Below are 16,810 nucleotides of genomic sequence, written 5' to 3'. Positions count from 1 at the left end.
GGCCCGCCGATCCGGCCCGGCTGATCGCCCGGCTCGCGACCGGCGAGGCGGCCTGGATCACCGGCCAGGTCATCAACTCCGAGGGAGGCTTCCGGCGTTGACCCCGGCACCGGCCCCGGCCGTGGCAGCGGACCCGTCGATCTCGTAGGCGCACAGCCCCTCGCGCTCCCCGGAGAACCGGAATCCCGCCCGTTCCAGCACCCGCTGGGACGGGATGTTCTCCGGTTCCGTCAGGGCGCACACCGTCCGTACCTCGGGGTGGGCGGCCGCCCAGCCGGCGAGCAGCCGCGCGGCGTCGGTCGCCCAGCCGGCGCCGCGCGCGGACGGGGAGAGGTCGTAGCCGATCTCCACGAAGCCCTCGGCGTCCGGCGGGCCGTGGAAGCCGATGCTGCCGAGTGCCGTCCCCGAGGCCGCGTCGGTCAGGACGAAGACGCCCCAGCCGGGCCGGTAGTGGCCGGCCGCGGCGGCCCGTACGGCGATACCGGCGCCGCCCGAGGTGGCCGCGGCCGGTGCGCCGTCGATCCAGTCGAACCCCGCGGGTTCGCCGTCCGCGACCCGCGCGGCGGTGGCCGGCAGCAGCGCACGCAGCGCCACCCGGCCGGACCTGAGCACCAGCGGGTAGCCGGCGCCCGCGGTGACCAGCGCCTCGAACAGCGGCCGGTGGTCCACCCCCGTGGGCAGACCGCTGACCTGACCGTCGCCGACCTCCACCACCCGCCACACACCATCGGTGCGCAGCGCCAGGTCCGTGGTGACGAAGCGCAGCCCCAACTCCCTTACCGCGGGCGCCACCCGGGTGAGATCGGGGACGGGGCGCAGCCCCGGGGTGTCGGGGTGCGGGCCGGTCAGCACCGGCTCGCCGTCCACCCACCACACCCGCGCCTCACCCACTGCCTCGAAGGACTCGAAGTCGCGCAGCACCATGCCTCCGGTCAAGAACTCCTCCTGGAGGGCGACGAAGCGGCCGACGACCGCGGCCAGCTGCCCGGTGTCGCCCGCGTCGGGGACAAAGGCGGCCTCGTCCCACTCGTGCTTACGGGACTTGACCCAGTCCTTGACGACGAGCGGACGGGTCCCGCCCGGCGCCCCGAGCCCTTCGGCAAGTCCCGCCAGCGCCGCCCGTTCCGGCGCGCGGCCGGGCGCGCAGGGGAGCCAGGCGCTGTGCGGGGTGAGCGCGCGGAAGGTGTCGTACCAGCCCGGGAGCTCATGGGCGCGCTGGTATGCCGCGGGGGAGGTCAGCAGCCGGCAGCCGCGGTCGGCGAGCGCCGCGGACAGCTCGGCATAGCGGCCGGCGGGCAGCATCCAGCCGCGGTACCAGACCGGTCCGGCATCCCGCGGGACCCGTGCCACCGCCGCTTCGGCGTCCCCGGCGACCAGTGCCTCGTGGCCGAGCACCGCGGTCACCGCGCCGGCCGACTGCGCCGCGCCGGCCTCGTCCGCGAAGTGCGGATCGGGGCGCCGGGGACGCAGTGGGTCGCCGGGGAGCAGAAGGAGCGGCCGGGCCGCCGCGAGATCCACTGTCATGTCAGCGGACCCTACGGACGGCGGCGGCCGGCCACAACACCCGGTGTGATGGCCGGCCGCCGTACACCCGGGCCGGGATCAGAGCGCCGACAGTTCGGCGAGCAGATCGTCCAGGCCCAGCGAGCCCTGCGACAGCGCCGCCATGTGCCAGGCCTTGAGGTCGAAGTCCGCACCGTGCCGGGCGCGGGCCGCCTCCCGGCCCTGCAGCCACACCCGCTCGCCGAGCTTGTAGCCGATCGCCTGCCCGGCCATGCCCTGGTAGCGGATGACCTCGCTCTCGACGTAGTCGGCCGGACGGCTGCTGTGCCGGGCGAAGAATTCGTGTGCCAGCTGCGGCGTCCAGCGCTCGCCCGGATGGAAGGGGGAGTCCGCCGGGATCTCCAGTTCCAGATGCATCCCGATGTCGATGACGACCCGGACCGCCCGCATCATCTGCGCGTCGAGATACCCCAGGCGCCGTTCGGCCGTGGTCAGGAAGCCCAGCTCGTCCATGAGCCGCTCGGCGTACAGCGCCCACCCCTCGGCGTTCGCGCTGACGATGCCGACCGTGGTCTGGTAGCGGGAGAGCCGGCCGGCGACGTGCGCCCACTGCGCCAGCTGGAGGTGGTGGCCGGGCACACCCTCGTGGTACCAGGTGGAGACCAGGTCATACGCCGGGAAGCGGGTCTCGCCCATCGTCGGCAGCCAGGTCCGGCCGGGCCGGGAGAAGTCCAGCGACGGCTGGGTGTAGTAGGGGGCGGCGGCGCCACCGGGCGGGGCGATCCGCGACTCCACCCGGCGCACCCGCTCCGCCAGTTCGAAGTGGGTGCCGTCGAGCCCGTCGATGGCCTCGTCCATGAGGGACTGGAGCCACTGCCGGGTCTCCTCGACGCCCTCGATCGCCTCGCCGTGCTCATCGCACCAGGCCAGCGCCTCCCACGGCGTCTTCGCGCCGGGCAGGACCTTCTCGGCCTCGGTCTCCATCTCGGCCAGCAGCCGGTGGAACTCGGACCAGCCGTACGCATACGCCTCTTCGGGGTCGAGGTCGGCACCGTTGAAGTAGCGGGCGAGCCGGGCGTAGCGCTCCCGGCCCACCACGTCCGGTGCGCCCTCGACGGCCGGGGCATAGCTGTCACGGAACCAGTCGCGCAGCTCCACCAGGGCGCCGGTCGCCACCTCGGCGGCCTCGGTCAGTTCGGCGCGCAGGGTGTCCGGGCCCGGGTCGGTGAACTCGGCGAACCAGCCGCGGTCGGTGCCGATCCATTGGTCCAACTGGCCGATGACGGTGCGGACCTGGGTCGGGCCGGCGGGCAGGTCGCGCTTCAGGCCGGCGTCGAGTGCGGCGCGGTAGCCCTCCAGCGCGGCGGGTACGGCCCGCAGCCGCTGGGCGATCGCCGCCCAGTCCGATTCCGTCTCTGCCGGGGTGACCGTGAAGACCTCACGGACGTGGTGCAGCGGCGAGCTGAGGTTGCTGACCGTGCGCAGGCCCTCGCCCGCCTCGTGGACCGCCAGCTCGGCGGTCAGCCGCTCGCGCAGCAGCCGGGCGCAGATCTGCTCGGCGGCGTGCTCCGCGCCCGGCCGGGACTCGGCCTCGGCCAGCTTCTCCAGCGTCGCCCGGGCGAGCTGGGCCACCGCTTCCTGGCCCGTCGGTGAGAAGTCGGGGAGCTTGCCGGAGCTCTCGGCGATGCCGAGGAAGGTGCCGGTGATCGGGTCCAGGCCGACAAGGGCGTCGACATAGGCATCGGCGACCTGGCGGGGCAGCGGACCGCCCCCGGAAGTAGTGGTGTGGGACATGCGTCCATCCTCGTACGGATGGCCCCGCCGCGTCACCACCGAGAGACGGTACGTTGCTGACGCTTTGCGGTCTTGTCCGGAGGTGCGAGGTCCGGTTGCGGGGCGCCGGCCGGGCGTCGGTACGCCCGGCCGGGCACCACGGGGTGGTGCTCAGCGGCGCCCCGTGCCGTCCTGGACCCATGCGCTGTGCGGGGTCTCCCGCCGGGCGGGCAGATCCGCGGGGCGGGTGGTGATCACCAGCGTGCCTTCCTCGATCTGGTAGTCGAGCGGCAGCCCGAGTCCGCGCATCGCCGCCACCATGCCGGTGTTCGAGGACTGGGTGATCGCATAGACACTCTCGCAGCCGGTTTCGGCCGCCATCGTCACCAGCCGGCGCAGCAGCTCGGCGCCGATGCCGCGCTGCTGCCAGGCGTCCTCGACCAGCAGGGCGACCTCGGTCTCGTCGCCGTCCCACAGCAGATGCCCCAGCGCCACCAGCCGGCCGGAGGCGGTCTCCACCGCCAGGGTGCGGCCGAATCGCGGGCTGAGCAGATGGCCGAGATAGCGGTCCGCGTCACCGACCGGGCCGTGGTAGCGCAGCCCCAGGGTCTTCGCGGAGCAGCGGTCGTGCATCTCGCGGGCCGCGGCCAGATCGGAGGTGTCGGCGCGGCGGACCGTGATCTCGTTTCCCTCGGGCAGCGTCAGCACATCGCGCCGCGGGGGCACCCGCTGGCCGAGTCTGGCGTCCAGGTCGACCAGGGCGCGTACCCGGGCGAACTCGGTGGGAGTGAAGGGCAATTGCGGCCTTTCAATGGTGAGCGAGCCCCCGGAGGGGTCGCGGAATTTCATGCGGTGCTTCTCCAGCACGCCCTCCGTGGGTACCTGCTCGGCGAGCGGCTGACCGCGCAGCCAGTGCGCGGGCACCGAACGAATCGCGCAGCGCCCCAGCAACTGGCGTAGTGCCAGGGGGAGTTCGGAGGAGTCCAGAGCGGTACGGGTCGCCAGGCCCAGCATCCGGGTCGGCGCATCGACGAGATCGTGCGCATCGGCCCGCTCCAGCCAGCTGTGCGTGCCGCCCGCTTCGGTGACCGTGCGGGTCAGCTCTGCGGACGTCAGCGCGCCGGGCGCGCGCAGCAGGAACTCGTCGACCGTGCCCTCGGACAGCGGGTGGGTCTGCAGGCTGAGGATGTCCACCCGCCGCGCGCCCAGCGCCGTGCACAGCACGGCCAGGCTGCCGGGCTCGTCCCGGACCGTGGTCCGCATCCGCCACAGCACCGTCTCCTGCCCGCCGGCCCCGGGGGCCGGTCCGGACGGGGACGCCGCCGCGGCGCCGGTATCGGTCGGCGGCGGGGCGTTTTCGTGGCGTCGTGACCACCAGACGTGGAAGCCGGCCGTGGCCAGCAGGGCGACCGTGGCGGAGCACAGCAGCACCGGGACCGACGGGCCGTGTGTGACGGTGTGGGCGAGGGCGCCGGCCGCCGCCACGGTGGTGAACAGGGCGGCCAGCCCGACGAGGTCCCGCCGCCGGTGAGGATGGCGGGTGGCACGGGCAGAGGATGCTTCAGTCATGCACACAAGCCTGGCGCACAGGTGTTGCCTGATCGCCAACACCTTGTGTCCGACGGGTAAAAGACGCAATCGACGCATTGGCCTCTACTGTCCTACCCGTCCCGGTTGCAGCACCTTGCTGAACAACACCTCGCCACCCTCCTGACGCAGCCGCACCGTCATCTCCCCGCTTCCCCCGTCGATATCGATCTCGCCGAAGTACTGTGGACTCTCCGCGGGGGAGGTGTTGGCACGGTCCGGCGCCTTGATGAACGGCTGCTCGGGCCCGAATGTTCCGTCCAGCTTCACCGCCGGGAATCCACCGGCGTTCAGCGGGCCCGACACGAACTCCCAGAACGGCTCGAAGTCCTTGAACGCGGCACGCTCCGGTGCGTAGTGCTGCGCCGCGGTGTAGTGGACGTCCGTCGTCAGCCATACCGTGCCGGTCACCCGGGCGTGCTTGATGTGCCGCAGCAGCTCGGCCAGCTGCAGCTCGCGCCCCAGGGGAGCCCCGGGATCGCCCTGGGCCACCGCCTCGAAGTTGGTTTTGCCGTCCGGGACGACCAGCCCCAGCGGCATATCGGAGGCGATCACCTTCCACACCGCAGCGGAGCGGGACAGCTCGCGCTTGAGCCAGCGCAGCTGCTCGGCCCCGAGAATGCCCTGCGGGTCGTCGGTCTGCCGGTCCGGCGAATTGGCGTTCCGGTAGCGGCGCATGTCCAGTACGAACACATCGAGCAGCGGGCCGTGGTGCACCACGCGGTAGACCCGGCCGCCCCGGTCGGGCCGCAGCGTCCGGATCGGGAAATACTCGCTGAACGCGCGCAGGGAGCGCGCGGACAGCACATCCGTCTCCTTCACCGTGTACCGGTCGTCGTCGAGCAGTTGTCCCGGATACCAGTTGTTGTGCACCTCGTGGTCGTCCCACTGGGTGATCGTCGGCACCTGGGCGTTGAAGCGGCGCAGAGGGTCGTCCAGCAGGTTGTAGCGGAACGCGCCGCGGAACTCCGCCAGCGTCTCGGCGACCTTCGCCTTCTCCTCGGTCGTCACGTTCCGCCAGATCCGGCCGTCCGGCAGCGTCACCCGCTCGGGGATCGGACCGTCGGCGTAGATGTTGTCGCCGCTGCACAGGAAGAAGTCCGGATTCCGGCGCCGCATGTCCTCGTAGATGCGGTAGCCGCCGCGGTCCGGGTTGATGCCCCAGCCCTGCCCGGCCAGATCCCCTGACCAGTGGAAGCGCACGCCCTCCCGTCGCCCGCCACCCACCCTGCCGGAATCTCTCCCGGCATCCGTGGGGGTGCGGCCCGCCGGCGCCGTCCGGAAGGTGCCGGTGACCGGCTCGCCGGACCGCCGCGGATCGTCCGGGTCGGCGAGCAGCACCCGGTAGTGGATCTGTTCACCGGGCGGCAGGCCGTGCAGCGAGGTCACGCCGGTGAAGTCCGTCGCCGCCCCGGTCACCGGGCCGTGCCAGGTCCTGGCGTTACGGAACGACTCGGTGGCCGCGGTCTGTACCACCATCCGGGCCGGCCGGTCGGACCGTACCCACACCAGACCCGACGAGGTGGTCACATCCCCGACCTGCACGCCCCAGTCGGCGCTCGGCCGCCCGCTGCGGGCCTGCGCCGGTGCGGCACAGGAGAGTGCGGGCAGCGCCAGTGCCGCCGAGCCGGCCGCCGCGCCCTGCAGCAGCGACCGCCGTCCGAAGCCGCCGCCGGATCCCTGCGCCATCTCCAACCTCCATGCCTCGACCGACTTCACTGCCGCCCCGTTCGTATCGCTGTCCGGTGCCCGGCAGCCGAACGGACGGTGAACAGCGGCCCGTTCGTCTGCGCGGTCCGTCCGCCGGCCGGGTGGGTTTCCGGTCCCGGCACTGCGACCCACCGGCCCCGGCCATGGTCGCAAGACCCCCGGCCGATCGCCAGGATGCCGCAGGGACGTTTACGGCTTGGGTACGCGCCGCCGTCGCCATGGCGGCCGCCGGGCCGTTCGGCCGGGATGCTCAGGGCGCTCAGGGCGCTCAGGGCGCTCAGGGCGCTCGGGATGTTCGGGACGCTCGGGGCGCCCGCCACGGAGCGCTGCCGCGGAGGTCTTCGCGCCGCCGTGGGCCAGGGGGGGGAAGCCGGCGCACTCGCTACGAGGTGCCCTGGCCGATGGTGTCGAGGATGACCCGCGCCACCAGCGCCGGATCGTCGTGCATCGGCACATGCCCGCAGCCCGGCAGCCGTACCAGCCGCGCGCCCGGAATCGTGTGCTTGGCGCGTACGCCCTGGCGGGGGAGCAGCAGGCGGTCCCGGCTGCCCCAGCCGATCGTCACCGGGACGTCCGGCACATCGGCGGTGAACCGCACCTCCCGGCCGGCCGCCAGCGTCGGTGCGAAACCGGGGCCCTCGCGCAGCGCCCGGGTCTCCGCCACGACGGCCGCGGCCGAACGACGGCCGGGGTGGGCGTAGATGGTGCCGGTCAGAGAGGCGCGGCCGAGTGCGGTGCGGGCCAGGGTCGCCACCACCGGCTCGGGCAGCGCCTGCGCCCCGGCGTACATACCGCGCAGCACGCCGAAGGCGTATCGCCGCTCGGCCGGGGTCCAAAAGCCCGCGGGCGAGAGCGCGGTGACCGACCGGACGGCCCGCGCGCGGCCCAGCTCCAGGGCGAGCAGCCCGCCCAGCGAGTTCCCCACCACATGCGGACGGCCGGCACCGAGCTCATCGAACGCCGCGATGAGCAGCGGGACGACCGACGACAACGCGTAGGAGGAACCACCGGGCAGCGCGGGGGAGGCGCCGAAGCCCGGCAGATCGAGGGCGATGACCTCATGGGAGGCGGCCAGGATGTCGCACACCGGGCGCCAGGCCTGGAGATGGTGGCCAATACCGTGCAACAGGACGACGGGGTCGCCCGCGCCCTTGCGCTCGTAGGCGACCGTGAACGGCGGCCGGTCCTCGGGGGTGACACGGGCGAAGGAGACCGGGGTGGCCATCAGAACTCCTCGGGGGTGCGGTGCGTGCGGTGGTCCCGGGCGTGCGCTGACACGATGCCAGGTGTGGCTACTGAGCGGTATGGGGCCGCCGGGGCGAGTACGGGAGGCGCCGCGGGCCACGCTGCCGGGAAGGGCGGAGCCCCGCTGCGGATCACCGAGTCCGCGGACCGGGCCGCCCCCGGGTCCTTCAGCTCGGTGTCCAGGACGACAAGATCCAGGCAGGACTTCGAAGTCAGCCCTGGACCGCCCGCGATCCCGGGAAGCAAGTGTCTCCCGTGGCCAGTTGGGCGGCGGCGCGCAGACCGGTCCGCGGACCGGCCAGCACCGGCACACCGACATCGAGCCCGTCGGCCGCCGGCGCCATGGAGGCCTGCGCCAGGACGATCACGTCGGCGTCCCGGATCTCCCGTGCGGCCGAGGCGACCGCCGTCAGATAGCCGTCGTGGTCGCCGGCCTCGAAGTGCTCCCAGGCGTCCGGCACCAGCACGGTGCGCACGCTGATCCCGCGGCCGGCCCCGGCGGCCTCCTGCCTGATCAGGTCCTCCGTGGGGACGAGGGTGCTTTCCAGCGCGGCGAGCACGGCGATGCGCGGGCCGGTGGCGACGGCGGTCGCGGCCATCGGGCGGTCCACCCGCAGGACGGGGAGGCCGAGCGCCGCACCGGCCGCCTCGGCGACCGAACCGATCGTCGAGCACGTGCACAGCGCCGCCCGAGCCCCGCCCCGGGCTGCCCCGGCAAGGTCGGCTTCGAGATCCTTGGCCACCGAATCGGGGCCCTGTGCCCTTGCCCGGTCCAGGAGTTCGGGGCGTACGAGGTGATTCATCGTCAAGCCGGGAGCCTCCTCGTCACGCAGTGTGTCGAAGACCGGGACGTGCACGGGAGAGGTGTGGAGGAGGGCGAGCATGCCGGTGACGGTAGCGGGCGGTGTGCGGGAGGACGCGGGCGGGGCGGCCGGTTGAGGCGGTTGCCACGGGCGGTTGCGCCGATCCGAAACGGATGCCGGATTGGTCTTGACCAAGGGTGGGGGCAGCCATATCGTCGGGATACTGCAACAACCTTTCATAAAGAAGCGCTCATTATCGGGCGTGCAGGCGGCCCGTGAAGAAGCGGGCGTGCAGGCGGGCTCGCGAAGGCGGCGCCTCGGGGGTGGGCCCGAGCCCCACACGGGGCGCAGCCCCGGTAGCGGCCAGTGCGGAGGACAGGGTGGGGACCACGCAGCTCGAAACGGTGCCGGAGCCGAAGTACTGGCACCTCAAGACCGTGCTCAGCGAGGCGCTGGACTCGGAGTTCGCGGTCGGCGAGATTCTGCCCAACGAGCGCGATCTGGCCGCGCGGTTCGGCGTCGCCCGGGCCACGCTGCGGCAGGCGCTCGAACAGCTGGAGCTGGAAGGCAGACTCCAGCGCCGCCGGGGTGTGGGCACCACCGTCGCACCGCCGAGGATCGGCGTCGCCGTCGACCCCGTCCGCCACACCTGGCCCGGCGCCGCCGGTGACGACTGGCAGCCGGCCGACGCCGTCGAGAGCGACACGGTGCCCGCCGCGGTGGCCGGTTTGCTGGCGACGGCGCCCGGCGAGGCGGTGCACATCGTGCGCCGCAGCCGGGTCACGCACGGCCGGCCGGTGGCCGCCGAGCTGCTGTACGTCCCGGCGGCCGCGGTCCCGGACTGCGCGCCGGCCGACTCGCTCGGCGCTCCGGACCGGGCCCGCGCGGTGCTGCACGCGCTGCAGACGCTGGAGCTGGACGGCCAGGACCGTACCGTCGAGCTCGGCTCGGCGCGTGCGGAGGACGCCAAGCAACTGGACCGGCTCCCCGGGGCGCCCGTCCTCGTGGTCACCACCCGCTATGTCTCCGGGGGCCGCACGACTGCCGTTGCGGTCTCCACCTACCGTGCGGACACCTGCCGACTGACCTTCGGCGAGAGCGACGCGGTCGCCTTGCTCGCGGGCTGAGCCGCCCGACGGCCGAGGTACGGGCTCTTGCCGGACGGTGATCCGGGTGGGAGCCCGTGCGCGTACGGCCGCACGCCGGGTGGCGGCCGGGCGGTGGCTCGCCGTGCGCCGCGGGCCTCGGCGCTGTGCCGTACAGGATGCGGTGGTGAGCGGTCGTCAGTCCTGATCAGTAGTGGTCAGCGGTGGCCCGGCACCGCGTCGCGGCGCGTGGGACGTTCCGTCACTGTGCCCTCCACCGCGAAGAGTTCGCCCTCCACATGATCGAGCGCGAGCCGCAGCGCCCCGGTGGCGACCGCCGCCTCGCCCAGCCGGGACAGGGCGACCTGCGGCGGGCGCAGGCAATAGCGCGCCAACTCCGCGCGCAGCGGCTCCAGTACGCCGTCCAGCCCCGCCGCCCAGCCGCCGATCACCACCAGCTCCGGGTCGAGCGCCAGAACCAGGGCCGCGACATCGTGCACCAGCCGGCGCAGGAATCGGTCGACCGCCTCGCGGGCCTGTGCGTCCCCCTCCTGCGCCGCCGCGAAGACCGCCGCGACCTGCGCCTCGTCCAGGGGGTGCAGCGGCTCACCGGTCGTCGACAGCAGCCTCTCCGGTGTCGCCTCACGGCCGAGCAGGTGCAGGGCGCCGATCTCCCCGGCCGCCCCGCCGAATCCGCGGTGCAGGCGCCCGCCGATCAGCGAGCCGGCTCCCGGGCTGAGTCCGGCCAGCACGAAAACGATGTCATCGGAGCCGATGGCGGCCCCCTGCCAGTGTTCGGCCACCGCGGCGGCGTTCGCGTCGTTCTCGACCAGCACCGGGCAGCGGAACGACCGCCGCAGCCGCTCACCGAGCGGCAGACCCGTCCAGCCGGGCAGCGCCGTGCTCAGCCGGACGGTGCCGTCCGCCTCCACGATGCCGGGGCCGGCCACACCGACGGCCCGCAGCGAAGACCGGGGCACGCCCGTGCGGCGCAGCAGCTCCGCCACCACGGCGCGGACCCGCTCCAGCCGCTCGTCGGCCGGTGCGCTCTCCGCCACGGGGCGTTGCGCGGTGTCCAGCACCCGGCCGCTCAGATCGGACAGCAGGGCCGCGACGCGGTGCGGGCCGATCTCGATGCCCAGCAGATGCCCGGCCTCCGTACGGAACCGGAACCGGCGGGCCGGCCGCCCCTGGCGGCGGGCACCGCCTTCCTCGGCGGCCGCCTCGACCACCAGGCCGGTCTCGATGAGCCCTTCGACCACGCCCTCGACCGTCGGCCGGGACAGGCCCGTCACCTGGACGAGGTGGGTGAGCGTGGGGCAGTCCGCGGCGCGCAGCGCATGCAGCACCACAGCGGAGTTGATCCGTCGCAGCAGGGAGGGGTCCCCGCCGGTGAGCCGCCCCAACGTCCGTCTCCCTCACTTCGCGTGTGTGGCGGATCGTAGCCGGTCACCGGGTGGGCGGCGAGCCTCGTACAGGCTGTTCGCCGCGGTCAGCCGGGCGAGACGAAGCCGGACTCGTACGCGGCGATCACTGCCTGGGTGCGGTCCCTGGCCCCCAGCTTCCCCAGCACCGAGCTGACATGCGTCTTCACGGTCTCGGCTCCCAGGACGAGCTCGCCGGCGATCTCCACGTTCGACAGTCCACGGGACATCAGCCGCAGCACCTGCCGCTCCCGTGCGGTGAGCGCCGCCCGCTCGAAGTCCGCCCGGGCGCGCTCGTTGCGGCGGCCGGCCGCCATGGTGCGCAGCGCCGCGGGGAGCAACAGCGATCCGCCTTCGGCAACGAGCCGCACCGCGTGCACGATCTCGGCCGGCCGGGAGCGCTTGAGCAGAAAGCCGTCCGCGCCCGCGCGCAGCGCCTCGTAAACGTACTCGTCCTCCTCGAACGTGGTGATGACGAGGATCCGGGGCGGCCCGGGCACCGAGCGCAGCACCGCGCGAGTGGCCTCGATGCCGTCCAGGAGCGGCATCCGTACATCCATGGCGATCACATCGGGCCGCACCTTGCGCACCAGCGGGACGACGGACGCTCCGTCCGCCGCCTCGCCCGCCACTTCGATATCGGTCTGCGCTTCCAGAATGGCGCGCAGCCCTGCGCGTACCAGCGGCTCGTCGTCGACCAGGAGTACGGAAATCGGCACGGGGTCAGCGTAGTTGGCGCAAGGGGAGACGGGCGCTCACCCGCCACTCGCCGCCGTCCGGCCCGGTCTCGGCCTCGCCGCCGAGCAGCGCGGCCCGTTCGCGGACGCCGCGCAGGCCACGACCGCCAGCGCCGGGCGCCAGGGGTATGGCGGGCAGCGGGTTGCGTACCTCCAGTTCCAGTGCGTCGGCGCCGGCGGCCATGCGTACGGACACCGGCACCGGGCCTGCGTGCCGCAGTACATTCGTCAGGGCCTCCTGCACCATGCGGTACCCCTCCCGGGACACCGGACCGGGCAAGGTGTCCAACGGGCCGCTCAGTTCGGCACGAACGGTCGAGCCCGCGGCCCGTGCCGACTCCAGCAGGAGCTCCGCATCGGTGAGCGTGGGCCGGTCGGCGGGCCGGGGGGCGTCCTCGCGCAGCAGCCGCAGCGCCCGCTCCAGATCGACCAGCGCCTGGCGTCCGGTGCCCTCGATGGCGGCCAGCGCCCGCTCGGTGAACTCGGGCGAACCGGCGGTGCGGGCCGCGCCTGCCTGGACGACGGTGACGGTCAGCGCGTGGCCGATCGAATCGTGCAGCTCCTGCGCCAGCCGGTTGTGTTGCAGCATGCGCTCCGTACGGGCCTCCAGTTCGGCCAGCCGCTCGGCGGCCGAGGTACCCAGCAGCCGCCGTGCAGCGCCGGCTGTCAGCGAGCCCGCCCCGACGGCGACGGCCGACAGCAGGACGAGGGGAAGCGGTGCGAGCAGCCCGTACCACCAGTGGGGTTCCTCGATCGCCGGCAGGCCCTCGAGGCGGGTGGGGTGTCCTGCCGCAGCCATGGTGAACGCCCCGGCCAGTATCGGCAGTTGAACGGTCAAGGCCGACAGGGCAACACCTACCGCGAGCCGCAGCAGCAGCCACACCGCCGTACGGCCACGCTCGCTCCAGGAGCCCGACGGGGTCGTGGCGATTCCGGACGCGGCGCGCGCTTCGAGGCCGTGCGGGCCCGGCGTCAGCAGCAGTTGGGCCTGGAGCCCTTCGACGCGGCGGACCACCGGTATCAGACCGGCAAGCACGAGCAGCGGCGCGGGAAGCACCGCGATCCACAGCCACGGCAGCCATCCGCCCGTGCGGAAGGTTCCTTCGTAAAGGAAGCCGGTCACGATGCCGGCCACCGAGGTGATCAGCAGATGCAGCCAGCGGGTGTAGGTGACGGCTCGGGAGAGCGGGCGGAGGACGGCCAAGAGCGAGGAGGGCACCCCGTCATCGTGGCAGCGGTCATCCGTCCGCCGCCTCCCCCGCGCGGGGGAGGAAGTCCCCGGCGAGGGGGGAGGCCAGAGGCCGGATACGGCCGCCAGTCTTGCGGCATGACCCCTATCGAAGTGCAGCAGCTGACGAAGGTCTACGGAACCGTGCGAGCCGTGGACGATCTCACCTTCCGAGTGGAACCGGGGCGGGTCACCGGGTTCCTCGGCCCCAACGGTGCCGGCAAGTCCACCACCATGCGGATGATCGTGGGCCTGGACTGCCCCACCTCGGGAACCGCCACCGTCGGCGGCCGTGCCTTCCGCGCCCTGGACGACCCGTTGCGGCACGTCGGGGCGCTGCTCGACGCGAACGCCGCCCACGGGTCCCGGCGCGCCCGCGACCACCTCCTCGCCCTCGCACACAGCAACCGCATCCCGGTAGGGCGGGTGGCGGAGGTCCTGGAGGAGACCGGACTGTCAGCCGTGGCGGGCAAGCGGGTCGGGACCTTCTCGCTCGGAATGCGGCAGCGGCTCGGCATCGCGGCCGCGCTGCTCGGTGACCCGGCGGTGCTGATGCTGGACGAGCCCGCCAACGGGCTCGACCCGGAGGGCATCATCTGGATCCGTAGGCTCCTGAGGCGTCGTGCCGCCGATGGCCGTACGGTGCTGATCTCCAGCCATCTGATGACCGAGACCGCCCTGACCGCCGACCACTTGATCGTGCTGGGACGCGGCCGGCTGCTGGCCGACACCACCATGGCTGCCTTTCTGCGCCAGCACACCCACCACAGGGTGCGGGTGCGCACGCCCGAAGGGACCCGGCTGCATGCCGAGCTCGCCCGGGCCGGGTGGGCGGCTGCACCGGATGGCTCCGGAGGCTGGCTGGTCGAGGGCGCCGAACCCGCTGATATCGGCGCCCTCGCCGCCCGACGGGGCATTCCGGTCCTCGAACTCGCCGATGAGGCGGCCTCGTTGGAAGACGCCTATCTGCGGCTGACCGCAGAAGCAGCCGAGTTCGTCTCCGCCACTGCCAAGACTCAGGAGGTCTGACGCCATGCTGTTCACCGCCGTGCTCCGCTCCGAGTGGACGAAGATCCGCTCCTTGCGTTCCCTGTCGTACAGTCTCTCCGCCATCCTGGTGGTGACTCTCGCGATCTCCTGCTTCGTCTGCGGCAGCTACGACGGGTCGCAGCCACACTTCGACCCGGTCTTCCCTGCCTACTTCGGTCTCAACATCGGCCAGTTCGGGGCCATCATCTGCGGCGTCCTCGCGGTCGCGGGGGAGTGGTCCAGCGGCTCCATCCGGGGCTCGCTGGCCGCCGTGCCGCGTCGTGGACTGCTGTACGCGGGCAAGCTCGTCACCGTGGGCGGGCTCGCCCTCGCCGTCGGGCTGACCGCCGGCTTTGCGTCCGGGATCGGGGGGCAGGCGCTGCTCGGCGAGGCGGGCGTGAGCATCGGCTCGCCGGGCGTGGTGCGGTCCGCCGTAGGATGCGGGGTCTACTGCGGGCTGCTCGCGGTGTTCTCCGCCGGTGTGGCCGCGCTGTTGCGCAGCCCTGTCGGAACCCTGAGCCTCCTCGTCCCGCTCTTCCTCTCTCTGGGCCCGCTGTTCGGCTCACTGGCCGCCACCAGAAAGGTGGGCCAGTTCCTGCCTGACCGGGCGGGGCAGCAGATTCTGCACCTTGCGCCCGAGGGGGCGCTCGGGGCGTGGTCCGGCATCGCGGTGATGGCCGGCTGGGCGGCGCTGGCAGCGGCGGCGGGGCTGCGGTCACTGCTACGCCGGGATGTCTGACGGCTCGTGCACACGTCCATTGTCAGAACCGGCCCGGTTGAGTGAGGGCATGAGGGAAGCCCCGGGCGGTGAAGCGGCTCACCCGGGTGCGAGTCCCTGGGGGATGACCGCTGCGGACGGCGCCTGCGCTGCCGGTGGTGGCGCAGGCGCGCGTGGTTCCGTCAGCGGTCGGGGCCGGCGCTTGCGGACTCCGCGTCCGCGACGGGAAGAGAGAGCACGGACGGGTGGTGGAGCGTGACCTCGGCCGGTAGGAGCCGGGTGGCCGTCGCCGGAGGTTCGCCGGTGCCGGGGTTGCGGGCGAAGCGTGGGTGGGCACCGCCGCTGATCTGCAGGCGGATCCGGTGTCCTGCGGGGAAGCGATAGGCCGTGGAACTCATCGGCACCGTGACCGCGGCGGGGGTGGTTTTGGTGGTGTCCGTGGGGCCGCCGGGCCGCAGGCGTCGCAGCCCGTCGCAGACGTTGGCCGAGCGGCCCCGGTCGTCGACGTCGCACAGCCGGGCGAAGACATCGGCGTGACCGGTGTCCGTGGTGACCCGTAGTTCCACGCCGACCGGCCCGAGGAGCTCGACCGGCGCGGTGAGCGGAGCGGTGGTGAAGGTCAGGACGTCGTCCCTGGCCTCCAGCGTGGTGTTGTCCTGATACCCGGCCTTGCCGGACAGCAGGGGGCCGCCGACCGAGGGCGTCGGGTCGGCCGGGTCGTAGCGGAAGGACACCGGCGCCGGGGCGTTCTCGGGCATCCGGGGGCGCAGGGTGCCGTCGCCGTCGAGGTACCAGTGGCGGGCGGTCGTCGCCGGGGGCCAGTCGGGAAGGTCCTGCCATGCCTGCCGGCCGGCCACGTGCACCCGCGCCCTCGTCGTCCGCAGGCCGCTCGGGTCGTCGCACAGGTGGGCCCGCAGCCAGCCGAGGCTTTCGGTGAAGACCTCGGGCCAGCCCTGCTGCACGGCGGAGTGGTGCGTCCAGGGGCCGACGAGCAAGCTGCGGTCGCAGCCGGCCCGCCGCAGTCTGTCGTACTGCTGCAGGGTCTGGTCGAGGGCCACGTCGTGCCAGCCGGTGATCAGGCTGGTCGGCACCTTCAGACCTTCGGCCACGGGCCCCAGGTCCGCCCCGTGCCAGTGCGCGTCCTCCGGCTCGGGGCGGGCCATCGCCTCCTCCAGGAACGGCACCCTTCCCCCCAGGGCGGGCACATAGGCCGTGCCGAGCGGAAGGCTGCGGGTGATCGTGCGGAAGTGGCGCAGCAGCCGCAGTGCGGCCCACAGAAACCTCAGCGTGCCCCGGTGCTGGTGCACCATGCCCATGGAGGTGGCAAGGGTGTTCTCCAGCGCGAAGGCGCCGCCGGGGTGGAAGTAGCCGTGCAGGTCATGCAGGCCGACCTGGATCACCATCGCGCGCAGTTCCGGCGGCGGGTCCGCGGCGAGCGCCCACTGGACATAGCCCAGGTAGCTGGCGCCGATCATGCCCAGCGCGCCCGTGAACCAGGACTGCCGGCGCAGCCAGGCGACGGTGGCCCGGCCGTCGGCGGCCTCGTGGTGCCACAGGTCGAAGGTGCCGCCGGACCCTCCGGTGCCGCGGCAGCTCTGCAGGACGACGTGGAAGCCCTGTTCGGCGAAGAGCACGCCGTACATCGGCGCCCAGGGGAAGCCCCGGCCGTACGGCGAGCGGACCAGGAGCGTGGGGAAGTCGCCCTCGGCCAGGGGGAAGTAGTGGTCGGTCAGCAGTGCACTGCCGTCCGCCGCGGGGACCACGAGGCCGGACTCGTAGGCGATGTCGTGGAGCTTGGGCGGCAGCCCCCGGAAGGTGCGCCGCAGGGCGCGTATGTGCAGGGGTGGCTGCTTCGCGGACGAGTGGTGCGTGGCCGTCGTCATGGTGCCTCGATTCCTGGAGCGGTCTCCGCGCATATTTCCAGTACGTTGTACGAGAATAGCGTGTGGTGGGATGGGCTCACGACTG

General features: G+C 73.1%; 13 protein-coding genes and 1 pseudogene. 4 read left to right on the top strand and 10 right to left on the bottom strand.

Translation table 11 applies throughout. The annotated features are described in order from the left end of the window. Window positions 1-2: 2 nt before the first annotated feature. Window positions 3-101, top strand: a pseudogene (locus OHS81_RS37315) (SDR family oxidoreductase); the annotation flags it as partial. Here OHS81_RS37315 and OHS81_RS02265 read toward each other — a convergent pair. The 6 genes from OHS81_RS02265 to OHS81_RS02240 all read right to left on the bottom strand — a co-directional run bounded on the left by OHS81_RS02265 (window position 73) and on the right by OHS81_RS02240 (window position 8,702). After that, complete coding sequence (locus tag OHS81_RS02265) at window positions 73-1,524, bottom strand: GNAT family N-acetyltransferase (protein WP_328381923.1); 1,452 nt, start codon at window positions 1,522-1,524, stop codon at window positions 73-75. The pseudogene OHS81_RS37315 and the gene OHS81_RS02265 sit on opposite strands and share 29 nt — an antisense overlap. Before the next feature lie 78 nt (window positions 1,525-1,602). Beyond that, window positions 1,603-3,297 carry a DUF885 domain-containing protein gene (locus OHS81_RS02260; protein WP_328381921.1) on the bottom strand — a complete coding sequence of 565 codons (1,695 nt, stop codon included), beginning with the start codon at window positions 3,295-3,297 and terminating at the stop codon, window positions 1,603-1,605. A gap of 150 nt (window positions 3,298-3,447) precedes the next feature. Beyond that, the gene (locus tag OHS81_RS02255; RefSeq protein ID WP_328381919.1) at window positions 3,448-4,845 is read right to left on the bottom strand and encodes a GNAT family N-acetyltransferase; all 1,398 of its coding nucleotides are present in this window, start codon (window positions 4,843-4,845) and stop codon (window positions 3,448-3,450) included. A gap of 84 nt (window positions 4,846-4,929) precedes the next feature. Beyond that, a complete protein-coding gene (locus OHS81_RS02250) occupies window positions 4,930-6,552 on the bottom strand; it encodes an alkaline phosphatase D family protein (protein ID WP_328381917.1) in 1,623 nt (540 codons plus the stop codon). A 403-nt stretch (window positions 6,553-6,955) separates the two neighbouring features. After that, window positions 6,956-7,798: an alpha/beta fold hydrolase gene (locus OHS81_RS02245; RefSeq protein WP_328381916.1), complete on the bottom strand. Its 843-nt coding sequence runs from the start codon at window positions 7,796-7,798 to the stop codon at window positions 6,956-6,958. A gap of 232 nt (window positions 7,799-8,030) precedes the next feature. After that, window positions 8,031-8,702: an aspartate/glutamate racemase family protein gene (locus OHS81_RS02240; RefSeq protein WP_328381914.1), complete on the bottom strand. Its 672-nt coding sequence runs from the start codon at window positions 8,700-8,702 to the stop codon at window positions 8,031-8,033. A gap of 299 nt (window positions 8,703-9,001) precedes the next feature. Here OHS81_RS02240 and OHS81_RS02235 point away from each other — a divergent pair, with 299 nt between their 5' ends. Continuing rightward, the gene (locus OHS81_RS02235; protein WP_328381912.1) at window positions 9,002-9,748 is read left to right on the top strand and encodes a GntR family transcriptional regulator; all 747 of its coding nucleotides are present in this window, start codon (window positions 9,002-9,004) and stop codon (window positions 9,746-9,748) included. A gap of 176 nt (window positions 9,749-9,924) precedes the next feature. Here the strand turns inward: OHS81_RS02235 and OHS81_RS02230 are convergent, their stop codons facing one another. From OHS81_RS02230 to OHS81_RS02220, 3 genes are all read right to left on the bottom strand, one after another. Beyond that, window positions 9,925-11,112, bottom strand: a complete 1,188-nt coding sequence (locus tag OHS81_RS02230) for an ROK family transcriptional regulator (protein WP_328381909.1) — start codon at window positions 11,110-11,112, stop codon at window positions 9,925-9,927. A gap of 86 nt (window positions 11,113-11,198) precedes the next feature. Then, entirely contained in the window at window positions 11,199-11,849 is a 651-nt protein-coding gene (locus OHS81_RS02225) for a response regulator transcription factor (RefSeq protein WP_328381907.1), read from the bottom strand. 4 nt (window positions 11,850-11,853) lie between these two features. Next, window positions 11,854-13,086: a sensor histidine kinase gene (locus tag OHS81_RS02220; RefSeq protein ID WP_328381905.1), complete on the bottom strand. Its 1,233-nt coding sequence runs from the start codon at window positions 13,084-13,086 to the stop codon at window positions 11,854-11,856. A gap of 108 nt (window positions 13,087-13,194) precedes the next feature. Between OHS81_RS02220 and OHS81_RS02215 the strand changes: the two genes are divergently transcribed. Further along, a complete protein-coding gene (locus OHS81_RS02215) occupies window positions 13,195-14,124 on the top strand; it encodes an ATP-binding cassette domain-containing protein (protein WP_328381903.1) in 930 nt (309 codons plus the stop codon). A gap of 4 nt (window positions 14,125-14,128) precedes the next feature. Continuing rightward, complete coding sequence (locus OHS81_RS02210; RefSeq protein WP_328381901.1) at window positions 14,129-14,863, top strand: ABC transporter permease; 735 nt, start codon at window positions 14,129-14,131, stop codon at window positions 14,861-14,863. 161 nt (window positions 14,864-15,024) lie between these two features. On the opposite strand, the gene OHS81_RS02205 is transcribed toward OHS81_RS02210, so the two are convergent. Further along, window positions 15,025-16,725: a CocE/NonD family hydrolase gene (locus OHS81_RS02205; RefSeq protein WP_328381899.1), complete on the bottom strand. Its 1,701-nt coding sequence runs from the start codon at window positions 16,723-16,725 to the stop codon at window positions 15,025-15,027. Window positions 16,726-16,810: the final 85 nt, after the last annotated feature.

Origin of the sequence: Streptomyces sp. NBC_00400 (genome assembly GCF_036048035.1) — a bacterium.
In the GTDB taxonomy this organism is placed as follows: Bacteria; Actinomycetota; Actinomycetes; order Streptomycetales; family Streptomycetaceae; genus Streptomyces.
Note: the sequence above shows the minus strand (reverse complement) of the source record. Positions and strands in the feature narration are given on the sequence as shown.

Excerpts from the sequence above, each read along its gene's own strand:
- OHS81_RS02205 (WP_328381899.1), bottom strand. The coding sequence starts at position 16,725 with ATGACGACGGCCACGCACCACTCGTCCGCGAAGCAGCCACCCCTGCAC.
- OHS81_RS02265 (WP_328381923.1), bottom strand. The coding sequence starts at position 1,524 with ATGACAGTGGATCTCGCGGCGGCCCGGCCGCTCCTTCTGCTCCCCGGC.
- OHS81_RS02260 (WP_328381921.1), bottom strand. The coding sequence starts at position 3,297 with ATGTCCCACACCACTACTTCCGGGGGCGGTCCGCTGCCCCGCCAGGTC.
- OHS81_RS02215 (WP_328381903.1), top strand. The coding sequence starts at position 13,195 with ATGACCCCTATCGAAGTGCAGCAGCTGACGAAGGTCTACGGAACCGTG.
- OHS81_RS02245 (WP_328381916.1), bottom strand. The coding sequence starts at position 7,798 with ATGGCCACCCCGGTCTCCTTCGCCCGTGTCACCCCCGAGGACCGGCCG.
- OHS81_RS02250 (WP_328381917.1), bottom strand. The coding sequence starts at position 6,552 with ATGGCGCAGGGATCCGGCGGCGGCTTCGGACGGCGGTCGCTGCTGCAG.
- OHS81_RS02210 (WP_328381901.1), top strand. The coding sequence starts at position 14,129 with ATGCTGTTCACCGCCGTGCTCCGCTCCGAGTGGACGAAGATCCGCTCC.
- OHS81_RS02240 (WP_328381914.1), bottom strand. The coding sequence starts at position 8,702 with ATGCTCGCCCTCCTCCACACCTCTCCCGTGCACGTCCCGGTCTTCGAC.
- OHS81_RS02255 (WP_328381919.1), bottom strand. The coding sequence starts at position 4,845 with ATGACTGAAGCATCCTCTGCCCGTGCCACCCGCCATCCTCACCGGCGG.